Source organism: Duganella sp. Leaf126 (assembly GCF_001423125.1).
Classification (GTDB): domain Bacteria; phylum Pseudomonadota; class Gammaproteobacteria; order Burkholderiales; family Burkholderiaceae_D; genus Rugamonas.
Genome location: NZ_LMNW01000012.1, coordinates 124,536 through 145,865, shown reverse-complemented (window position 1 = coordinate 145,865; position 21,330 = coordinate 124,536). Strand labels below are relative to the sequence as shown.

Below are 21,330 nucleotides of genomic sequence, written 5' to 3'. Positions count from 1 at the left end.
CAGGGCGGCGCCGGGACCGGACGCCGGACCGGCTATTTGCCGACCGGCTTGCTGCGCGGCTTGGCTGCTGGTTGCGCCAGCGCCGGCCTGGCGCTGGCCGGCTTGGCGGCCGGGGCGGCGCTGGAACCGGACCCTGACCTGGCATTGAACGGTGCACTGCTGCTGGCCCCGGGACGGCCACCAGGACGACCAGAAACGCCGGTTTTTGCGCCGGGTTTTGCGCCCGGATTGGCGTCCGACTTCGCGCCCGGCCGGCCACTGGCACGGCCCGCAGCGCCTGTGCTGGCGCCAGGACGGCTGCCGGGACGGCCCCCGACGCCGGTACCAGGCCACGGTTTGCCATCCGAACGGGCTGCGGCACCGGCGCGCGCGCCGGCACCGCCTTCGGCACTTGCGCTGCCAGCGCCCGTGCGCGCCAGCGGCATGCCGCTGCGGACCGATTTACCGGCAGGCAACGGCTGGCCGCTTTCGAGGGTGAAGCGCGCGCCGCTGTCCTTGCCCAGTGCTTTCACCAGCCAGGGCATCACTTCCTTGAGCATCGGCTCCAGCGTGTATGGTGGGTTGAGGATGAACATGCCGCTGCTGTGCAGGCCGAACCCATCGGGCATCGGCGTGTGGGTGGTCAGCACCACGTTGAGCCAGTCCTTGCATTGCAGTTGCTTGAGCTTGTCCGCGAACTCGCGCGATTCCATTCTTTGCAGCAGCGGATACCAGACCGCGTACGTGCCGCCCGGGAAGCGTACCAGCGAGTCGGCCAGCGCATCCTTGACCTTCTTGTAGTCCTGCTTGTCTTCGTAAGGCGGATCGATCAGCACCAGCGCCCGGCGCGATGGCGGCGGCAGCAGGGCTTTCAGCGACTGGAAGCCGTCACCCTTGGTGACCAGCACGCGCTTGCCGCGCGTGGTCGGGCGGATACCCTGCTGGGCAGCGTGCTCGTCGAGCTTGCGGAAGTTATCGGTGAGCAGCTTGAAATCGGCTGGATGCAGTTCGAACAGACGCAGGCGATCGTGCTCGCGCGCCACCAGGTCGGCGATAAACGGCGAGCCCGGGTACTGACGCATTTTGCCGCTCGGATTGAGTCCCTTGATCAGGTCCACGTATTCGCGGATCGGCGCCGGCATGTCCTTCAACTCCCACAACGGGCCGATGCCGGTGTCGTACTCGGCATTCTTGGACGCGAAAGCACCGTCGAGCGCATACACGCCGGCGCCCGAGTGGGTGTCGATATAGGTGTAGGCCGTCTCTTTCTGATTCAGGTATTGCAGCAACTGGATGGTGACAAAGTGCTTCAATACGTCGGCGTGATTTCCCGCGTGAAAGGCGTGGCGGTAGCTGAACATGGGTGGGGACTTTCTAAAGAGGTAATGCAGACTGGACTGCGCAATCCCGCATTATCCTCCAGAACCGTCGCGGCCACCAGAAACCGCCGATCCGGCATGCATCAAGGCGCGCCCGCCGGGCAACTCTAAGATGGTGCCACCATCAACAGGGAGGACAACATGAAAATGACCATCGTCACCGACGACCAGGGCGAGATCCTGGGCGCGATACCGGGAGACAGCGTGCCCGAGCACGTGATATTGGAGGATTTTCAGTCGCACGTGGTGGACGTGGCCGACGATACGGTCGCGCTCACCGACGCCGAGCAGCTGAAACAGCGCCTGCAGCAAGCCCTGCAGGCGCAGCACGGCCGGCAGTAAGCCTGCCGCCGTGCCGTGGCCAGGGGCGACTCAGGCCACTTTCTTGTCGAAGAATTGCTCGTCCTCGGTCGAGCCATGCAGCGCCGTGGTGGACGACTGGCCGTTCTGGATGGTCTGGGTAACGGCGTCGAAGTAGCCGGTGCCCACTTCGCGCTGGTGCTTGACGGCGGTGAAGCCCTTCTCGGCCGCAGCAAATTCCGCTTCCTGCAGTTCCACGAAGGCCGACATCTGGTTGCGCGCATAGCCGTGCGCCAGGTTGAACATGCCGTAGTTGAGTGCGTGGAAGCCGGCCAGCGTGATGAACTGGAACTTGTACCCCATGGCGCCGAGTTCTTTCTGGAACTTGGCGATGGTGGCGTCGTCGAGGTTTTTCTTCCAGTTGAACGATGGCGAGCAGTTATAGGCCAGCAGCTTGCCCGGGAACTTGGCATGCACGGCGTCAGCGAACTGCTTGGCGAAGGCCAGGTCCGGCTTGCCGGTCTCGCACCACACCAGGTCGGCATACGGCGCATAAGCGAGGGCGCGCGAAATCGCCTGCTCCAGGCCCGGTTTGACCTTGTAGAAACCTTCCACGGTACGCTCGCCGGTGCAGAAAGGACGGTCGTTTTCATCGACATCGGAGGTCAGCAGGTCGGCCGCCTCGGCATCGGTGCGGGCGATCACCAGCGTTGGCGTGCCCATCACGTCGGCCGCCAGGCGCGCGGCGGTCAGTTTTTCCACCGCTTCGCGCGACGGCACCAGCACCTTGCCGCCCATGTGGCCGCATTTCTTGACCGAGGCCAGCTGGTCTTCGAAGTGGACGCCGGCAGCGCCCGCGTCGATCATCGATTTCATCAGCTCGTAGGCGTTCAGGACGCCACCGAAACCGGCTTCGGCGTCGGCCACGATCGGCGCGAAGTAATCGATATCGTCCTTGCCTTCCGACCACTGGATCTGGTCGGCGCGCTGGAACGTGTTATTGATGCGGCGTACCACCAGCGGCACCGAGTTGGCCGGATACAGCGACTGGTCCGGGTACATTTCGCCGGCGACGTTGGCGTCGCCCGCCACCTGCCAGCCCGACAGGTAGATCGCTTTCAGGCCAGCCTTGACTTGCTGCATGGCCTGGTTGCCGGTCAGCGCGCCGAGGGCGTTGACGAACGGCTCGTTGTTGACCAGGTCCCACAGTTTTTCCGCGCCGCGCTTGGCCAGCGTGTGCTCGATCTGCAGCGAGCCGCGCAGGCGCACCACGTCTTCGGCCGTGTAGGTCCGGGTCACGCCCTTCCAGCGTGGATTGGTGTCCCAGTCTTGCTGCAGGGCGGCGATTTGCTGTTCACGGGTTGCCATGGTGTTCTCCTCAGGTAGTGTCGGATCGGTGATAAAAATGTCTTGCGTTGAAAATAGTGTAGCGCTTTTTGTGCAGCGCACGACTACTCTTCTATAAGACATATAACTAAAATTTTTCTTATAAAAATCAACGATCTGAAAACAACTTTTCAGGATACGGTAAGCCTTTTCTCAGCATGAAAGCAGCCGATGCTGCGGACCCACATAAAATTCCACGATGTGAAAGACATTTTTCGCCAGATGAAAAAAAGGGCGCTAACAGCGCCCTGATCGTGATCGCCGGTCGAAACCGGCTAAAAAATTGCTGAAAAGTGATGCAAGTGTCCAACAGTGGCCCCCTCGTCACCGGCGTTCAATCGAACGCCGGTCCCCGCCTAGGCTCAGTGGAACACCAGTTCGCCGTTGGCCGCATCGACACGGATCACGTCTTTCGGTCCGAAGCGCCCCTGCAGGATCAGCTTGGACAGCGGATTTTCGATCTGCTGCTGGATCGCGCGCTTGAGCGGCCGCGCCCCATACACGGGATCGTAGCCCGCCTCGGCGATCTTTTGCAGGGCGGCGTCGGTGATCTCGAGCGCCATGTCCATCTTGGCCAGCCGCTGTTCGAGGATGGCCAGCTGGATGCGGGCAATCGCGCCGATATTCTTTTCGTCGAGGCCATGGAACACCACGATCTCGTCGATGCGGTTGATGAACTCGGGACGGAAGTGCGACCGCACCTCGGCCATCACCGACAGCTTGACCACCGACGGGTCGGAATCCTCCATCGCCTGGATCTTGTGCGACCCGAGGTTGGACGTCATGATGATTACCGTATTTTTGAAATCCACGGTGCGGCCCTGGCCGTCGGTCATGCGGCCGTCGTCGAGCGCCTGCAGCAGCACGTTGAACACGTCGGGGTGGGCTTTTTCCACCTCGTCGAGCAGGATCACGCTGTACGGCTTGCGGCGCACGGCTTCGGTCAGGTAGCCGCCCTCGTCGTAGCCGACGTAGCCGGGCGGCGCGCCGATCAGGCGCGCCACCGAGTGCTTCTCCATGAATTCGCTCATGTCGATGCGGATCATCGATTCCTCGGTATCGAACAGGAAGCCGGCCAGCGCCTTCGACAGCTCGGTCTTGCCGACGCCGGTCGGTCCCAGGAACATGAACGACCCGTACGGACGGTTCGGATCGGACAGTCCGGCGCGCGAGCGGCGGATGGCGTCGGACACGGCAGCAATCGCCTCGTCCTGGCCCACCACGCGTTCGTGCAGCTTTTCCTCGATGTGCAGCAGCTTGTCGCGTTCGCCCTGCATCATGCGCGAGACGGGAATGCCGGTCGCACGCGACACCACTTCGGCGATCTCTTCGGCGCCCACCTCGGTGCGCAGCAGGCGCTGTTTCGGTGGCGTGTTCTTTTCCAGCGACACGCCGTTGGCCGCCGCGCTTTCCGCCTGCTTCAGTTCCGCTTCCAGCTCTGGCAGGCGGCCGTACTGCAGTTCGGACACGCGCTGCCAGTTGCTCTCGCGCGTGGCCTGCTCCATCTGCAGCTTGATGCGGTCGATCTCTTCCTTGATGTGGGTGCTGCCCTGCACCACCGCCTTTTCGGCCTTGAGGATTTCCTCGAAGTCGTTCAGTTCGCGCTGCAGGCGCTCGATCTCTTCCTCGATCAGGTCCAGGCGGCGGCGCGATCCCTCGTCCTTTTCCTTCTTGACCGCTTCCTTCTCGATCTTCAGCTGGATCAGGCGGCGTTCGAGCTTGTCCATCACCTCGGGCTTGGAGTCGATCTCGATCTTGATCTTCGACGCCGCTTCATCGATCAGGTCGATCGCCTTGTCGGGCAGGAAGCGGTCGGTGATGTAGCGGTGCGACAGTTCCGCCGCCGCGATGATGGCAGCGTCCGAAATGGCGACCTTGTGGTGCAGCTCGTACTTGTCCTGCAAGCCGCGCAGGATGGCGATCGTGTCTTCCACGCTCGGTTCGTCGACCAGGATTTTCTGGAAGCGGCGTTCGAGCGCGGCGTCCTTCTCGATGTACTTGCGGTACTCGTCGAGCGTGGTGGCGCCAACGCAGTGCAGCTCGCCGCGCGCCAGCGCCGGTTTCAGCATGTTGCCGGCATCCATGGCGCCATCGGCCTTGCCGGCGCCGACCATCGTGTGCATCTCGTCGATGAAGACGATGGTCTGGCCTTCGTCCATCGCCAGTTCCTTCAACACCGATTTGAGCCGTTCCTCGAACTCGCCGCGGTACTTGGCGCCGGCCACCAGCGCCGCCATGTCGAGCGCCAGCACCCGTTTGCCCTTGAGCGAATCGGGCACCTCGTTGTTGACGATGCGCTGGGCCAGCCCTTCGACGATGGCGGTCTTGCCGACGCCCGGTTCGCCGATCAGCACCGGGTTGTTCTTGCTGCGCCGTTGCAGCACCTGGATCGCCCGGCGGATCTCGTCGTCGCGCCCGATCACGGGATCGAGCTTGCCGGCGCGGGCGCGCTCGGTCAGGTCCAGCGTGTATTTTTTCAGGGCCTCGCGCTGGCCTTCGGCCTCCTGGCTGTCGACCTTGCCGCCGCCGCGCACGGCCTCGATGGCCGCTTCCAGCGACTTGCGGGTGAGACCGTTCTCGCGGGCCAGGGTGCCGGCATCGGACTTGTCGTCGGCCAGCGCCAGCAGCACCATTTCGCTGGAAATGAACTGGTCGGCGCGTTTCTGCGCTTCGCGGTCGGCCAGGTTCAGCACGCCGACCAGCTCGCGGCTGGCCTGGACGTCGCCGCCCGTGCCCGACACCTTCGGCTTGCGGTCGAGCGCATCCTTGAGCGCCCTGGTCAGGCCGCCGACATTGACGCCGGCGCGCTGCAGGATGGAACGGGCGCCGCCGTCCTCCTGGTTCAGCAGCGCCAGCAGCAGGTGCGCCGGTTCGATGTACTGGTTGTCGTTGCCTACTGCCAGGCTTTGCGAATCGGACAGCGCTTCCTGGAGTTTGGTCGTGAGTTTGTCTTGCCGCATGGTCATGCTCCGGTTAGATTTGGTTAGCGCACAGATAAGGCTACGCTGATATCTTTTCAAGAGCGCCGATACGGGATCAGGCAAACAACCTCAGCCTGCGGCGCTTCCCTGCCACTTGGCCAGCGCCGCATCGTCGCTGACGCGCGCATCGACCCAGCGCGCACCGTCGGGCGTGGCTTCCTTCTTCCAGAACGGCGCCTCGGTTTTCAGGTAGTCGATGATGAATTCGCAGGCGGCGAAAGCTTCGCCCCGGTGCGCCGCGGTGGCTGCCACCAGCACGATCTGGTCCAGTGGCTTGAGCGGCCCCACGCGGTGGATCACCAGCGCGCCGAAGGTCGGCCAGCGCTGCCTGGCCTGGTCGATGATGGCGGCAATCGCCTGCTCGGTCATGCCCGGGTAGTGTTCGAGCTCCAGCTCGGCCACTGACGTGCCGTCGTTGAGGTCGCGTACGGCGCCGACGAAGGTCACCACCGCGCCGATCTTCGGATTGGCGGCGCGCAGGCGCGCCACCTCGGTGGTCAGGTCGAAGTCCTCGGTCTGGATGCGGACCTGGTTCAGGCTGGCGCTGGCGCCGGTCATGCGCGCTCCGAACCGCCGATGCGGCGCAGCAGCTGCTCGATGCGGTGCATGGTGCGGTCGTCGGCCAGCGCCGGCAGCGCGCACAGCTGCAAGTAGGCAGCCGTGGCCGACAACGGCTTCTGGCCCGTTTTAAGCGACGATTGCAGCACTTCGACCTGCATTTTCAGGCGTTCGCGCGCAAACTCGGCGCCCGAATCAACACCGGCGACGATCTCCAGGTGCAGCACTTCGTCCTGCAGCTTGCCGCGGTTGGCTTCAAGCTCGGCAGCATACGCTGCGCGGCCATCGTCGAGCGCAGCGACGCCGGCCTCGAAGCGGCCTTGCAGTGCCTTGTCGTAGTCGCCGCCCAGGGCGGGCAGCGCACTCCAGCGTGCCTGCCAGGTATCGGCATCGCGCTGCTCGCCCTGCCCGGCCACCGAGCGTTCCAGTTCCTGCACCAGGCGCAGCTTGTCGCGCAGCGCGTTGGCCTGGGCGGCGCCGGCGCGGCGCCTGATGGCCTCGGCCTGGGCCTGCACGCCAGCCACGGCTGCCTGGTAGCGCTCGTTGATGCGGGCTTCGGCAGCGCGCGGCACCACGCCGGCGCCGTTCCACGCTGCCTGGGCGTCGCGCAGCGCCTGCGCCATCGCCGCCAGCCGGGCCTTGTCGTCGCCGTCGAACGTGGCCGTTTCCAGCGTCTTGCAGATGGCTTCGCGCGCATGCAGGTGGGTTTTGCGCTCGTGATCGGCTGCGTGGGCGGTTTCCTTGCGCTTGGCAAAAATCGCATCGCACACGCTGCGGAAGCGCTGCCACAGCGCCTGTTCCACCTTGCGTTCGAGCGGCAGCGCCTTGGCCTGCTCCTGCCAGCGTTCCTGCAGGCGGCGCAGCTTGTCGAGCGTATGGCGGTCGGACGGCTGCAATTGCTCGGCCTCGGCGATCAGTTCCTCGCGCCGGGCCGCCTCGATCTTGCGCTGCTCGGACAGCGGCGCCTGCATCTGCGCCAGGGCCTTGTCGAAGGCCTGGTCGAGCTTGCGCTTTTCCTTGCGGTCGATGGCGCCCAGTCGGCCCCAGACCTGGCGCAGACGCTGGACGGCGGCGGCCACGTTTTTCAGGTCGGCGCCGCTGGCGGCAGCTTCGGCCATGGCACGGGTCTCATCGATCAGGGCCTGGGCCTTGGCAGCATTGGCGTGGCGTTCCTCGGCCAGGTGCTTGAAGTGGGCGGCGGCCGGTGCGTAGGCGGCGGTGCAGGCGGCGTCGAACTTTTCCCACAGGCCCTTCGGCGCGTGGCCGGACACGGCGTCGAGCGCCTTCCAGCGGTCGCGCATGCTGCCGACTTTTTGCGCCAGTTCGCTCATCGACAAGCCCTGGGCCGGCAATTCTTCCACGGCCTTGACCAGTTCTTCGCGCGAGACATTGCCGCCCCAGCGCGCCCAGTCGCCCAGGCGCTTGAGTTCGGCGCGGACATGGTTCAGGTGGTCGGTCTGCGATGGCGACAGCCGTATCTTGTGATCTTTGAGCCATTTGTCGTGCTCGGCAGCGGCATGCAGCGATCCCTGCTCCAGCGCCGTTTCCATGGCGGCCAGCGTGTCGAGGAATTTCTTTTCGACCTCTTTCGATGGCTGCGGCTTCGCTGCGCGCTCCTTGCCCGGCACGGCGGGCGCTGCGCCGCCGGCGGCGACGCCCTGCCCCGCGCCTGCTCCGGCCGCACTGTCGGTAGCGCTGGCGCCGTTTTGCGCCGGCGCATCGGCGGCTGCCGGGTCGGGAGCGGCTGCCTGGGCAGCAGCGGTGGTGGCCGCGGCCGCGGCAGCAGCGTCGCGCCCGGCTGCGGCCAGTGCCGTGCCGGCCTGTTCGATGGCCTGCTGGTAATCGGTCAGCAGGTGGCGCGGCAGCGCGGCGTGTTCGGGCGCCTGCTGGTAGCTGGCCAGGTCGGCGCGATGGCGCGCCAATGCCTGCTCGGCCTCGGCCGGCGGCAGTGCGGCGTCCGGCAACTGGCGTACCGCTGCCATGGCGTCGATGACCGTGCGCTGCAGCGTCACCTGGGCTTCGAGGCGCGCACCGAGCGCGGCGCGGGCTTCGGCATATGGCTCGGCAACGGCCGGCACGGCCGAGGTGATCGCCCATTGACGGTCGAGTTCAGCAACCTGGTTGGGCGTCAGCTTTTCGTCCTGCAGCAGGCGCCGGGCCAGTTCCAGGCTGGCCTGGGCTTTGAGCAACTCGGCCTGCTGGTAACGGATGGCGTCGAGCCGGCCCTGCATCAGCTTGGCGACGCGGCGGTCGGTATTGCGCATGGCGGCCAACACCTGTTCCAGGGCGGCCTGCGATTGCACGTGCTCGGCAGCAGCGAGGCGCACGCCGGCAAATTCGCTTTCCAGGATCAGGGCGACGGCATCCGCTTCGTTACCAGCCAGCGCGGCCGCGCGCTGGGTCTGGGCATCGCGGCGGCTGGCGGAGTCCGCAGCGGCAGGCGTCGCAGTGGCGCCCGCCTCCGCTGCGCCCGGAGCGTTGGGCGTGGCCTGGGTGGGAGCAGTCGTGCGCTTAAAGATGAAATCGAACATGGGGCGCTATGGAGGTGGGAGAAACCACCATGATAGCAAAGCAGTAGGAATTTGCCCGAGGGGCGTGCAGCGGCGCTGCAAGGCGGGACCGGGTGGCGCCGCCGGCGGGATCGGATGGCAGCGGGACGCTTACTTGGCCAGCGCCTGGTCGAACAGGTCGTGGCGGGCAGCCGGACGGACGCGGGCGGGCCGCGGGGCCGGCTCGCCCTCTTCCGCCTCGATCTCGCCGAGCACCGGTAACACTTGCAGTCCGGGAATGGCGATCTGCGCGTCGCTGAGTTGCCGGGCGGCAGCGTGCGGTGCGGCCGCTGCCGGCGCACAGCGCTTCATTTCTTCCAGGTGCTTGTCGTGCATCATCAGCTGGTTGGCGATCGTAAACCAGGTATCGCCGGCGAAGGCGGCACGGGCGATGGCAAACAGTTCCTGCTCTTCCTTTTCCAGCCGCTTCAATAACGATGAGCAAAAGGTTTCGATGCTTTCGCACACCTGTTCTACACGAAAATCTTGCATGCCAGCAAAAACGCCGAGCTTTTCCTGCAGGTTGCGGATGGCGGTGAGCGCCAGCTGGTTCAGGCGGTTGAGTTCGTCGAGAAGCTGGTCGGCGCGCTCGGTGGTCTGGCGCAGCGCGGGGATCAGATACATTTCGGTCTTGCGCCAGTGACAGGCCTGGTACAGCTTGTGCAGCGATTCGCAGGCGAATTCGAGCTGCGAGAGCGTGATGCTGCTTTGTTGCAGCAGGGTATTGCGAACATATTGCTGGAACGATTGCAAACTGAGGCGAACGCTGGCCTGTTCCACGGACAGCGCGACCAGGGTGTATGTGGCTGTTAACATTCTGACTCCCCAAGCTGAAGTTGCGCGCCCATGATGGGACGGCAAGAGTGGAAGTGGAAAGTGTAAATATTTCCGACACCCGCGCCTTGAGCTAAGACAAACCTGGTCCAGCGCGGTGCATATGGATAGGGCCCGGGCTGACGGGCGCTTGCGCATCACCGGCTGCTTACCAGCGCGTCACGTGTTCCTCGGTCATGCCCATCAGCTGGGTCACCATGCGTTTCGGCGCGTCGGGCGCAGCGCGCACCCAGCCGGTAAACGTGCCTACCGGCTGCAGGAAGCGGCTCGACGCCAGCAGGTGCTTGCGGTGGTCGCGGCGCGCGCCCTCGGGCGTGAAATGCAGTTCCAGCATGTCGTCTTCGGTAAAGATATGCCAGATCGACAACGGATCCCTGGCATCGTACAGGAACCGGGCCGGCGCCAGCGCATGCACCTGGCCGTCGAGCCACAGCGCGTTGCCGCTGGCGCCGAAATAGCCCGACTGCAGATTGAAACCGAGTTCCAGCGTATGGGCCGAGGCCCAGCGCCACGCCGTGTTGCGCGCCAGCAGGCCGTTCGCGTAATCGAAACTGGCCACGCCGCCGGCCAGATCGTATTCTTCGCGCCAGGTGCGCACGTCGCCGGTGACCGGCATGCCGGGAGATGTTTGCGTCGAATGCACGGCGCCACCCGCGACCGCGCCCACGGCCAGCAGCAAGGGGGCTGCCGGCGGGCCGAATTCGGCGTCGATTTCCAGGTAGTCGCAGGCCACCGACAGGGTAAAGGTGCCGGCGCCCGACGGTTCGAGCGCGATGCGGCCCTGTGGTGACGCGAAATAACTGGCGCCGCCCGAGTGGTCGGCCACCTGGCCGCGCCGGCCCAGGCGGCCGTCGGCCGAGAAATTGGCCAGCATGTCGCCGTCGTCACGGTCGAAGGCGTAGGCAAACGCGGTGCTGATCCAGCCCAGGTCGACGACGGCGACGCCGCAAAATACCCGCTCGGTGCACAGGGTCACGTAATGCCAGCGCTTGTGGTGCAGGCGGCGCCACAGCGCACCGCGGGCGAACGGCGGCGCCAGGCCGCGCCAGTCGACAGGGCCGGTCTGGCCCGCATAGCGACCCAGCAGCGGCTGGCCGTCAGCGCCCAGCAGGCTGGCCGGTGCTGGCGGCAATATCATGGATGCTCTGCACTGGTGATGATCAAGCTTTATCCCTGGTCCGATAATGGTAAAACGCGGCAACTACGTCGCCCCGGCTGCTATTTTAAAGCCGGCTGACAGCGCGGATGCGCTATATTGTGTCTTTCCCGGTTGTTTATCGCTCATTCATGCGTCTGCTGCACACCTCCGACTGGCATCTCGGCCAGGCCCTGCACACTATCGAACGTCACTACGAACATCAGCGCTTCCTCGACTGGCTGCTCGACACCATCGAGGCCGAGCAGGCCGACGCGCTGCTGGTCGCCGGCGACATCTTCGACAATGCCAATCCCTCCTCGGCCTCGCAAAAGCAGTTATACCGCTTCCTGCAACGCGCCAGCGAGCGCGTGCCGCACCTGAACCTGGTGGTGGTAGGCGGCAACCACGATTCGCCGGGCCGGCTCGAGGCGCCCGGACCGCTGCTGGCCGCGCATGGCACGCGCGTGATCGGCGCGGTCCAGCGCAACGCCGACGGCGCGCCCGATATCGAATCGCTGGTGCTGCCGCTGACCGGCGCCGACGGCGCGGTGCACGCGTGGTGCCTGGCCGTGCCCTTCCTGCGCCCTGGCGACGTGCCGCGCCAGCCGGCCGCGTCTGGCGCTGGCGCCGACGCCGACGCTGCTGCCGATCCTTACCTGGCCGGCATCGCCCTGCTCTACCGGCAGGCGCTGGCCTTGGCGCTGGCCAGGCGCCAGCCCGGCCAGGCCATCGTCGCGATGGGCCATTGCCACATGATCGACGGCCAGATGTCGGCCGACTCCGAGCGCCGCATCGTCATCGGCGGCACCGAGATGCTGCCGGCCGGGATCTTCGATCCCGCCATCGCCTACGCTGCACTCGGTCATTTGCACCTGGCGCAGGCGGTCGGCAAGCAGCATCACATCCGCTACAGCGGCAGCCCGATTCCGCTGTCGTTCGCGGAAGTGGGGTACCGGCACCAGATCCTGCGCATCGACCTCGATGGCGAGGCGGTACGCGAGATCGCGCCGATCCTGGTCCCGCGCGCGGTGCCGCTGCTGCGGGTGCCGGCCAGACCGGCGCCGATAGCGCAGGTGCTCGACGAACTGGCGGCCCTGGATCTGCCGCCCGTGCCCGCCGAGGAACAGCCCTTGCTCGAAGTGCGGGTGCGGCTCGACGCGCCCGAACCGGGCCTGCGCGCGCGCATCGAGGCGGCGCTGGACGGCAAGCCGGTGCGCCTGGCAAAAATCGAGACCTCGAGCGCCGCGCGCGGCACCGCGCCCGATGCGGAAGTGATGACGCTCGACCGCCTCGAGCAGCTCAAACCGGACGACATCTTCCGCCAGCTGTACCGGCAGCGCTTCGGCAACGAGGCGCCGTCCGAGCAGCTGAGCGCTTTTGCGGAGTTGATGCTGCCATGAGGATACTGCGTATCGGTGGCAAGAACCTGGCGTCGCTGGCCGGCGAATTTTCCGTGGACTTCGAGCAGGAGCCGCTCGCCTCGACCGGCCTGTTTGCCATCAGCGGCCCCACCGGCGCCGGCAAGAGCACCCTGCTCGACGCACTGTGCCTGGCGCTGTACGACGACACGCCGCGCCTGCTCAAGGTGTCCGGGCGCAGCATGCTGGCCGACGTCGGCAGCGAAACCGTCTCCACCCAGGATACGCGCACGCTGCTGCGGCGCGGCACGGCGGACGGCTACGCCGAGGTCGATTTCATCGGCAACGACGGCGCCTCGTACCGCGCGCGCTGGAGCGTGCGCCGCTCGCGCACGCGGGTGGAAGGCGCGCTGCAGCCGACCGCGATGAGCTTGCACCTGCTGCCGGCGCTGCAGGCGATCGGCGCGACCAAGACCGAGGTCAAGGGCGAAATCGAGCGGCGCATCGGCCTGTCGTTCGAGCAGTTTACGCGCGCGGTGCTGCTGGCGCAGAACGAGTTTTCCGCCTTCCTCAAATCCGAGGACAACGAGCGCGGCGAACTGCTGGAAACGCTGACCGGCAGCACGGTCTATACCGAGATCTCGATGCGCGCGTTCGAGCGCGCCAAGCTCGAACAGCAGGCGCTGCAAAAACTCAACGCCCGCCTGGCCGACCAGAAGCCGCTGTCGAACGACGAACGGATATCGGCCGAAGCGCAGGCGGCCGGCGCTGCCGAGGCGCTGCAGGCGCTGGAACAGCGCAAGGCCGATCTGGAACAGCAGCTGCGCTGGCATCGCCAGGCGGCGCAGCTGGAACGCGACGAGCTGGCCGCAGGCGAGGCCTGCGCGCAGGCGGCAACGGACATCGCAGCATCGGCGCCGCGCCGCACCGCCCTGGCCCACCTCGTGGCGGTTCAGGCGGCGCGGCCGCTGGCCGCCGAAGTGGACCGCATCGAGGCCGACATCGCCGCCACCGCGACGGCGCTGGCCGACGGCGCCCAGGCCATGAACGACGCCGCGCAGCAGCTGGCGCGCGCCGACGCCGGTCAGCAGCAGGCCGCCATTGCGCTGCAGGCGGCGGAAACGGCGCAGCGCGCAGCCGGCCCGCAACTGGACCAGGCCAAGGCGCTCGACGCCCGCGTGAAGGCGATGCTGCCCGCCTGGCGTCAGGCGGCGCAGGCCTGCGAACAGGCCGATCGCGCCGAAGCCACGGCCAGGGCTGCGCTGCAGGCGCAGCAGGACGAACGCCGCCGCCTGGAAGCGCAGGTGGCCAGCGGCGCCACCTGGCTGGCGCAGCACGGCCAGTGGCAAACCCTGGCGCAATCGTGGGAGCGCTGGGACGTCCTGTTCGGGCAGGCCGGTCAGGCTGCCGGACAGGCCGAGCGCCTGAACCAGCAGCTGGCGCGGGTGCAGCGTACCGCCCAGGCCCATCGCGACGACGCCGCGCAGGCAGCGGAACGCCTGGCCACGTCGCAAACGGTGCTGGCCACGCTGGAAGCGCGGCGCCAGGACGCCGCCCAGGCGCTGGCCGGCTTCGACCCCGAACAGCTACACAGTGCGCGCAGCGGCTGGCAGCAGCACCGGGAAAGCCTGGCCAGCGGCGAACGGCTGTGGTTCGAGCTCGACGCGCACCAGCAGCGCCAGGCCCAGCTCGAGACCGAGCGCGAGCAGCTGCAGGCGGCCATCGCCAGCGCCAGGCAATCGCTGGCAGCCGCAGCGCAGGACAGTGGCGGCCTGGCCGCCGCCCTGGCCCAGGCCGAGCGCTCGCTGATGCTCGCGCACGCGGCGTCGGGCGCCACCGTGGAAGCGCTGCGCGCAGCGCTCAGCGACGACACGCCATGTCCCGTGTGCGGCGCGCACGACCATCCTTACCGTCACAACGACCCGGCCGTGCAGGGCATGCTGGGCAGCCTGCAAGCCGAGGTGGCGCGCTGCCGCCACGCGCTCGACGCCAATACCGGCCAGCAGGCCGCGCAGCGCGCCACCCTCGAGGCCAGCAGCGACCGCTTGCAGGCGCTGACCGCGGAAGCCGACACCGTGGCGCAGGCGCTGGCGCGCGCCAGCGCCGCCTGGCGCGACCATCCGCTGCTGGCTGCCGACAGCGCCGCCCCGCCACCGGCAGCGCAGCTGCGCCGGGCGTGGTTCGCGGCTGAACTGGACAAGGCGCGCGCCAACCTGCAGGCGATCGAACGGCAGGACCGCGCACTGCACGCGGCGCGCACCACGCGCGACCAGGAGCAGGCAGCCTACGAAGCGGCCGCCGCCGAACTGAAACAGCTGCACGATACCGTGGCCCAGGCCAGCACCGCGCTGGCGCAGGCAAGCGCCGAAGCCAAAGCGCTGGAAGCGCAGCGCAGCGAGGTGACGGCGGCCCTGGCCGATCTGCTGTCGGACCTGGACCCGGCATTTTCGGGCAGCGACGGCGGCGACCTGGCCAACGAGGGCTGGAAGGATGCCTGGCGCGCAGCGCCGGACCGCTTCCACGCGGCGCGCCAGGCCGAAAGCCGGCAATGGCTGGCGCAACGCGACACGCATGCGCAGCGCAGCGCGGCGCTGGCCGCCTTCGATATCGACCTGAACACGCTGCACGACGCCGTCAACCGCGCCGGCGAAGACGCGCTGCGTCTGCGCCACGCGTATGCCCAGGCCGACGCCACCCTCGGCGAAACCCAGGCGCAGCGCATGGCGCTGTGGAACGGACGCGAAGTAGCGGCGGTAGAGCGCCAGCTGGCCGGCGCCATCGAGCAGGCGCGCGCACTGCTGGCCAACCGCCAGCACGAAGCGCAACTGGCGGCCCAGGCGCGCGTGCGCGCCGAGGAAGGCCACGCCCAGACCGGCCAGCGCCTGGCGGCGCTGCGCATGGCGGCCGCTACCGCGCAGCAGCGGCTGGTGCAGTGGCTGTCCGACTTCCGGCACCACCAGCCGCAGGCCGGCATCGACGCGCTCGACCAGCTGCATGCGCTGCTGGCGCAGCCGGCCGCCGCCATCGAGACCGAACGCGCAGCGCTGGCTGCCATCGACCGCGCCGCCGACCACGCCGCCACGGTGCTGGCCGAACGCCAGCGCCAGCGCGCGCAACACCAGCTGGCGGCGCCGCCGGCGCTGACGCCGGCCATCTTGACGGTGCCTGAACCTGTGGCTGAACCTGCGGCTTTATCCGCGACCCTGCCAGCGCCGCAGGGTGTGCCGCCAACGCATGCCCGCCCAGAGGCGGGGACGGTGCCGGGAACGCCGCCGCGCCCAGGGCCGGGAGCTGCGGCAGGCGCGAAGGTCTTTACCGGACCGGCCGCTGCCGCCAGCGCGGCGCCATTCGCTGCGGATGCTGCGCCGGCCGACGCCAGCGCGACGCCTGCCGCACCGATACCGTTGCTGACCGCCGCCCTCGACGCCCTGGCGGGCCAGCGCCAGGCTGCCCAGGACCGCCTGGCCGCCATCCAGCTGGTGCTGGCGCAGGACGACGCCAAGCGCCATGCTGCGCAATCGATGCTGGCCGAGATCGCGCGGCAGGAGGCAATCGAGCAGCGCTGGTCGCGCATGAGCGATCTGATCGGCTCGGCCGATGGCAAGAAATTCCGCAACTACGCCCAGCAGTTCACGCTGGACGTGCTGCTCGGTTACGCCAACGCCCACCTGCACCACCTGTCGCGCCGCTACCAGCTCGAACGGATCCAGAACCCGGCCAGCCCGTCGCTGGCGCTGCTGGTGCGCGACCAGGACATGGGCGGCGAAATGCGCTCGGTGCATTCGCTGTCGGGCGGCGAATCGTTCCTGGTGTCGCTGGCGCTGGCGCTGGGACTGGCCTCGCTGTCGTCCAACCGGGTGCGGGTGGAATCGCTGTTCATCGACGAGGGCTTCGGCAGCCTGGACGCCGACACGCTGCGGGTGGCGATGGATGCGCTGGACGGCCTGCAGGCGATGGGCCGCAAGGTGGGCGTGATTTCGCACGTGCAGGAGATGACGGAGCGGATTTCGACCAAGATCCTGGTGCAGCCCGCAGCCGGCGGGCGCAGCTCGATCAGCGTGGTGTAACGGGGCGCGGTGATAAAATCGCGCCTTTGGCCCGCCCTTCTTCTAACCTGTACGGATTCTTCATGTTAAAAGCACCACGCACCCTCACCTTCAAATGCGCCAAGTGCGCCAAGGCCGTCCAGGTCCGCCTGCAAAAAGTGTCGGCCTGCTCGCACATCCAGCCCTACCTGGGCGTCTGCGCATGCGGCGAAGTCAAGCATCACGCGATCGGCCAGAAAGATGCCGTGGCCTCCTACCTGGCTGCACCGGAAGGCTGGACCCACCATCACTGACAATATTAGTTAAACGGCAAACCCTCAAGTTCCGAAAAGTCCGACCGTTATAGAAGTATTATCAAACGGAAGCTGCCATGGCCAACATTCCCGCACTCGGCGCCCGCAATCTGCCGGCGAACTATTATCCCGCCAGCCCCCGGACCGAGGGCAAGTCTGCCAACAGCCCTGCCACGCAAAAGACGGGCGAGGCATCTTCCTTGTCCAGGCTGTCGAACAATGCGCTCGACATGCAGCAGCGGGTGGCGTCGCTGGGCAACGCCACCGTCGATTTTGCGCAGGATTTCGTCAGCAGCTTCACCCAGGCGCTGTTCGGCGACGACGCCAAGGGCGCCACCATCGACTTCGATTCGGCCAGCCTGGAAGCGTCGTCGAGCTACGCGGTGGGCGTGCAGCGCACGTCGGACGCCAACGGCGTGCGCACGCTGGCCGGCTTGAGCCTGACCGACAGCGCCCACTTCATCGGCAAGGGCACCATCACTACTGCCGATGGCCGCAAGTTCGACTTCGAAGTGGAAGTCAAATACGACGCACAGCTCAGCGCCGCTGCCGGCAGCCAGACCGGCAAGCCGGGCGCCGACAAGGCCGACGCCACACCGCAGAATGGCAACCCGTCCGACCTGCCCACCGTCAAGGTGCCGAACATCGATTTCCCGGGCACGCTGGCCGACCTGTTCCAGCTGATCGGCCGCGACCTGCAGTCGGCCCTGGCCACCAATGGCGACCGGTCCGACCAGACCGGCGACAATATCGACCGCAACACCTTGCGCGGCCTGTCGCTGCGCCTGCTCAACCTGGTCGACAGCAAGCACAGCGACACCTATACCGCTCCGTCGGCTGCCGACAAGGCCAAATCGGCCGCCGCTTACGGCGAGCTGGCGCCGGCGGACGACGTCACCATGCCGGTCAAGGCCGCGCCCGATGCGGCTACCGCAGCGCCGGCGCCCGCTGCGACCGACGCGGCGACCGGCGCCGAGACGGCAACGGCAACGCCATCGAAAGCCGCGACCTAGGATGCTCCCGCGGCGGCACACGCGCTTGCCATCGCGGCCGTAACCGAGAATGCACCCATAACCTTCACCCGGGCTGCAAGTTATAATACGCCCCCGTAGCAGCGGCACGTGCCCACAACGCCGGATGAACGCCATGCGTCACCGGCGTTTTTTTGCGTTACCTGTGCGTGATCTCTCCAGCGCCAGCATCAGCGCCTGCGTCGCTGCTCCCCCATCACTTTTACCGATCGTCCGCCATGTTCGTTACCCCCTCAGCCACCCCGACGCCACCACAGATCCACTGGGAAGAAAACGGCGTGCAGCACAGTGCCCGCTGGCGCTCAGAGGCCGGCATGCCGCCGCCGAAACGCGTGGTCGTCGCCGACGACCGCACCAACGCCGACCAGGCATACCGCCTGGCGTGCGAGGGCACGGCCCTGCTGTGGCGCGGCGACTTCCAGAATGCGCGCCAGCTGCTGCAGGCGATGGCGCGCCGCGCCGACCACAAGGGCAAGCCGGCCAAGAAAGCCAGGCCGGCCAAGGCGCCCGCCACGCCCACCGAGGCGTTCCACCTGCATCGCCAGGCCCAGTCGCAGCGCGCCCGCACGCTGGCCATGCTGCTGCTGCCGCTCGAAGACGGTTACACGCTGCCGCTGCGGCGCGCGCCGGACGTGCAGCTGGCCTGTAACGAAGCCTACGGCCGCTTCGAGGTGCCGTTCGTGGCCTCGCTGCGCGAACTGCTTGGCGTGATCGGCGCCCACGAATGGCGCCGCACCGGCGTCGAGATCGCGGCGCTCGGTGCGCGCATCCACCCGTACTACGGCGTGTTCTCGCCGGTGCGCGGCGAATACGTGCAGCTGGTGGCCGAGGCGCCGCTGCCGGCCGATACGTCGCTGGCGTTCGACATCGGCGTCGGTACCGGCGTGCTGTCGGCCGTGCTGGCGCAGCGCGGCGTCGCGCGCGTGATCGGTACCGACCAGGACCAGCGCGCCCTGAGCTGCGCGAGGGAGAACATCCACCGCCTGCAACTTGAGCAGCAGGTCGAGCTGCGCGTGGCCGACCTGTTCCCCGAAGGACGCGCAGCGCTGGTCGTGTGCAACCCGCCCTGGGTGCCGGCCCGTCCGAGTTCGGCCATCGAGCACGCCGTGTACGACCCGGACAGCCGCATGCTGCGCGGCTTCCTGTCGGGCCTCAAGGACCACCTGACACCGGGCGGTGAAGGCTGGCTGATCCTGTCCGACCTGGCCGAACACCTGGGCCTGCGTCCGCGCGCCGAACTGCTGCGCTGGATCGCCGACGCCGGCCTGAAGGTGGTCGATCGCAGCGACGTGCGCCCGACCCACCCGCGCGCGGCCGACGCCAGCGATCCGCTGCACAAGGCCCGCGCCGCCGAAGTGACGTCGTTGTGGCGCCTGGCAGCGGCCTGATCATTGAGATAAAGCAAACTTCGGCCTGGCGCTTGCATCCTTGGCTGAACCTGTATATAATCTATGTCTCAGACGCGGGGTGGAGCAGTCTGGCAGCTCGTCGGGCTCATAACCCGAAGGTCACAGGTTCAAATCCTGTCCCCGCAACCAGATACGGCAAACCGTTGATTTTCTTCAGGAAATCAACGGTTTTTTTGCATCTGGGAACCCTGCGCCGGCGAGGCGATGCGATGCGGCCCGCATGGTCGGCGCCTGACCCGGCATGCCTCCTCACGATGCCTTCCGCACATATCCAAACCACCGCAAAACTGTCACAATCGCTGCTTTCAGCAACTGGAAGGAGCGCACGGTGAACGATCAGGACAAGCAACTGGGACCAGCACACTCGGCAGCGCAGCAGGACGCGCCTGCCAGCCCGTCGCGCCGGCGCATTTTTCAGGCAGTCGCCGCCACCGGCATCGCCACGACCCTGCCGATGATGGCCGACGCGGCGACCAGCCCCGCCAAGGGTAACGGCGCCAACGCCGCCAGCAAGGGCTCGCTGGACGCCAAGCTCAAGGCCAACGTCAAGAACGTGGTCGTGATCTATCTCGAAAACCGCAGCTTCAACAACCTGTTTGCCAATTTCCCCGGCACCGCCAAGCCGCTGTCCGAGGTGCCGGCCGCTGCCTACGTGCAGCGCGACCGCGATGGTTCGGTGCTGGCCACGCTGCCCAAGGTCTGGGGCGGCATGGTGCCCGAGCAGCAGAATATCGGCGGCACCGATTACCTGATCAAGGAAGACCAGATTTCCGGCCTGCCCAATGCGCCGTTCAAACTGAGCGACGCCGCCGGCAAACCGCTGCCCGAGGCGATCGTCACGCGCGACCTCGTGCACCGCTTCTATAACAACCAGATGCAGATCAACGGCGGCAAGAACGACGGTTTTGCCGCCTGGGCCGACAGCGGCGGCCTGGTCATGGGCCGCTACGGCGAGACCTCGAAGAATCTCAACCTGTGGCAGATCGCGCTGCAGTACACGCTGTGCGACAACTTCTTCATGGCGGCCTTCGGCGGTTCGTACATGAACCACCAGTTCCTGATCACGGGCCGCGCCAACGAGTATTTCAATGCCGCCGAGACGGCCGCCAAAAAGAAGATCGCGGTGCTGGAAGACGGCCCGCAAGGCGTGCGCCTGGCCGTCGCGCCGGACTCGCCCAAGTCTGCGCTCGACGGCAAGCCCCATTACGTCAACGATGGCGCCATCACGCCGGACGGCTACGTGGTCAACACCATGGCGCCGCCGTACCAGCCCAGCTACATCCGCCCCGCCTACAACGGCGATCCGCTGGCGGCCGATCCGGCCGACGCCAACACGCTGCCGCCGCAAACCTACGACACCATCGGCGACCTGCTCTCGCGCAAGGGCGTGAGCTGGGCCTGGTATGGCGGCGGCTGGCAGGCGGCGCTCGACAGCAAGGGCGGCGGCAGCAAGCCGAACTTCCAGTTCCACCACCAGCCGTTCAATTACTTCAAGCAGTTCGCGCCCGGCACCGCCGCGCGTGCGGAACACCTGCGCGATGGCGGCCTCGGCGACAGTCCGATCTCGAACAAGTTCATCGCTGCCGCCGTGGCAGGCAAGCTGCCGGCCGTGACGTTCTACAAGCCGCAGGGGAATCTGAACCTGCACGCCGGCTACTCGGACATCGAGTCCGGCGACGCCCACATCGCCAACGTGATCGAGCACCTGAAGAAGTCGCCGCAGTGGAGCAATATGGTGGTGGTGATCACCTTCGACGAGAACGGCGGCTGGTGGGACCACGTGGCGCCGCCGAAAGGCGACCGCTGGGGTCCGGGCTCGCGCATTCCGGCCATCGTGGTCTCGCCGTTTGCGAAGAAGGGCCAGGTCGATCACAGCTTCTACGATACGACCTCGATCCTGCGCTTCATCACGCGCCTGCACGACCTGCCGCTGCTGCAAGGGCTGAAGGTGCGCAACGAGGCATTCGCCGCCAACCACGCGCTGCCGCCGGGCGACCTGACCGGCGCCCTGAGCTTCCGCTGAGGTTTTTTGCCGCTGCGCTTTGTGATACACTGCGCGCTTCACTGAGCCCGACTCCCGCAGCCGGGC

14 protein-coding genes and 1 tRNA gene are annotated in these 21,330 nt (G+C 67.1%); 8 read left to right on the top strand and 7 right to left on the bottom strand.

Annotated features, from left to right (window positions below):
• Positions 1-32 precede the first annotated feature (32 nt).
• The gene (locus ASF61_RS08395; protein WP_229205765.1) at positions 33-1,292 is read right to left on the bottom strand and encodes a 23S rRNA (adenine(2030)-N(6))-methyltransferase RlmJ; all 1,260 of its coding nucleotides are present in this window, start codon (positions 1,290-1,292) and stop codon (positions 33-35) included.
• Positions 1,293-1,499: 207 nt separating this feature from the next.
• On the opposite strand from ASF61_RS08395, the gene ASF61_RS08390 reads away from it, so the two are divergent.
• Entirely contained in the window at positions 1,500-1,700 is a 201-nt protein-coding gene (locus tag ASF61_RS08390; RefSeq protein WP_056153890.1) for a hypothetical protein, read from the top strand.
• A gap of 30 nt (positions 1,701-1,730) precedes the next feature.
• Here ASF61_RS08390 and aceA read toward each other — a convergent pair whose 3' ends face one another.
• The 6 genes from aceA to ASF61_RS08360 all read right to left on the bottom strand — a co-directional run bounded on the left by aceA (position 1,731) and on the right by ASF61_RS08360 (position 11,104).
• The gene (gene aceA, locus ASF61_RS08385; protein WP_056153887.1) at positions 1,731-3,026 is read right to left on the bottom strand and encodes an isocitrate lyase; all 1,296 of its coding nucleotides are present in this window, start codon (positions 3,024-3,026) and stop codon (positions 1,731-1,733) included.
• Positions 3,027-3,406: 380 nt separating this feature from the next.
• Positions 3,407-6,004, bottom strand: coding sequence for an ATP-dependent chaperone ClpB (gene clpB, locus ASF61_RS08380; protein ID WP_056153884.1), 2,598 nt, complete (start codon positions 6,002-6,004; stop codon positions 3,407-3,409).
• Positions 6,005-6,094: 90 nt separating this feature from the next.
• Positions 6,095-6,583: a molybdopterin synthase catalytic subunit MoaE gene (gene moaE / locus ASF61_RS08375; protein WP_056153881.1), complete on the bottom strand. Its 489-nt coding sequence runs from the start codon at positions 6,581-6,583 to the stop codon at positions 6,095-6,097.
• Positions 6,580-9,114: a DUF349 domain-containing protein gene (locus ASF61_RS08370; RefSeq protein ID WP_056153877.1), complete on the bottom strand. Its 2,535-nt coding sequence runs from the start codon at positions 9,112-9,114 to the stop codon at positions 6,580-6,582. The genes moaE and ASF61_RS08370 overlap by 4 nt, the downstream gene beginning before the upstream one ends.
• A 129-nt stretch (positions 9,115-9,243) precedes the next feature.
• Positions 9,244-9,948 carry a hypothetical protein gene (locus tag ASF61_RS08365; protein WP_056153875.1) on the bottom strand — a complete coding sequence of 235 codons (705 nt, stop codon included), beginning with the start codon at positions 9,946-9,948 and terminating at the stop codon, positions 9,244-9,246.
• 166 nt (positions 9,949-10,114) lie between these two features.
• Positions 10,115-11,104: a DUF2804 domain-containing protein gene (locus ASF61_RS08360; protein ID WP_056153863.1), complete on the bottom strand. Its 990-nt coding sequence runs from the start codon at positions 11,102-11,104 to the stop codon at positions 10,115-10,117.
• A gap of 149 nt (positions 11,105-11,253) precedes the next feature.
• Between ASF61_RS08360 and ASF61_RS08355 the strand changes: the two genes are divergently transcribed.
• From ASF61_RS08355 to ASF61_RS08325, 7 genes are all read left to right on the top strand, one after another.
• Positions 11,254-12,504 (top strand): exonuclease SbcCD subunit D C-terminal domain-containing protein, encoded by a 1,251-nt coding sequence (locus ASF61_RS08355; RefSeq protein ID WP_056153860.1) that lies wholly within the window; start codon positions 11,254-11,256, stop codon positions 12,502-12,504.
• The gene (locus ASF61_RS08350) at positions 12,501-16,529 is read left to right on the top strand and encodes an AAA family ATPase (protein ID WP_056153857.1); all 4,029 of its coding nucleotides are present in this window, start codon (positions 12,501-12,503) and stop codon (positions 16,527-16,529) included. Before ASF61_RS08355 ends, ASF61_RS08350 begins: the two co-directional genes overlap by 4 nt.
• A 62-nt stretch (positions 16,530-16,591) precedes the next feature.
• Positions 16,592-16,801, top strand: a complete 210-nt coding sequence (locus ASF61_RS08345; protein WP_056153853.1) for a hypothetical protein — start codon at positions 16,592-16,594, stop codon at positions 16,799-16,801.
• A 77-nt stretch (positions 16,802-16,878) separates the two neighbouring features.
• Positions 16,879-17,814 carry a hypothetical protein gene (locus ASF61_RS08340; protein ID WP_056153850.1) on the top strand — a complete coding sequence of 312 codons (936 nt, stop codon included), beginning with the start codon at positions 16,879-16,881 and terminating at the stop codon, positions 17,812-17,814.
• Positions 17,815-18,050: 236 nt separating this feature from the next.
• Positions 18,051-19,220 carry a class I SAM-dependent methyltransferase gene (locus ASF61_RS08335; RefSeq protein ID WP_056153847.1) on the top strand — a complete coding sequence of 390 codons (1,170 nt, stop codon included), beginning with the start codon at positions 18,051-18,053 and terminating at the stop codon, positions 19,218-19,220.
• 73 nt (positions 19,221-19,293) lie between these two features.
• Positions 19,294-19,370: transfer RNA gene (locus ASF61_RS08330), tRNA-Met, on the top strand.
• A gap of 199 nt (positions 19,371-19,569) precedes the next feature.
• Positions 19,570-21,264, top strand: coding sequence for an acid phosphatase (locus ASF61_RS08325; RefSeq protein ID WP_056153843.1), 1,695 nt, complete (start codon positions 19,570-19,572; stop codon positions 21,262-21,264).
• The last annotated feature ends 66 nt before the right edge of the window (positions 21,265-21,330 follow it).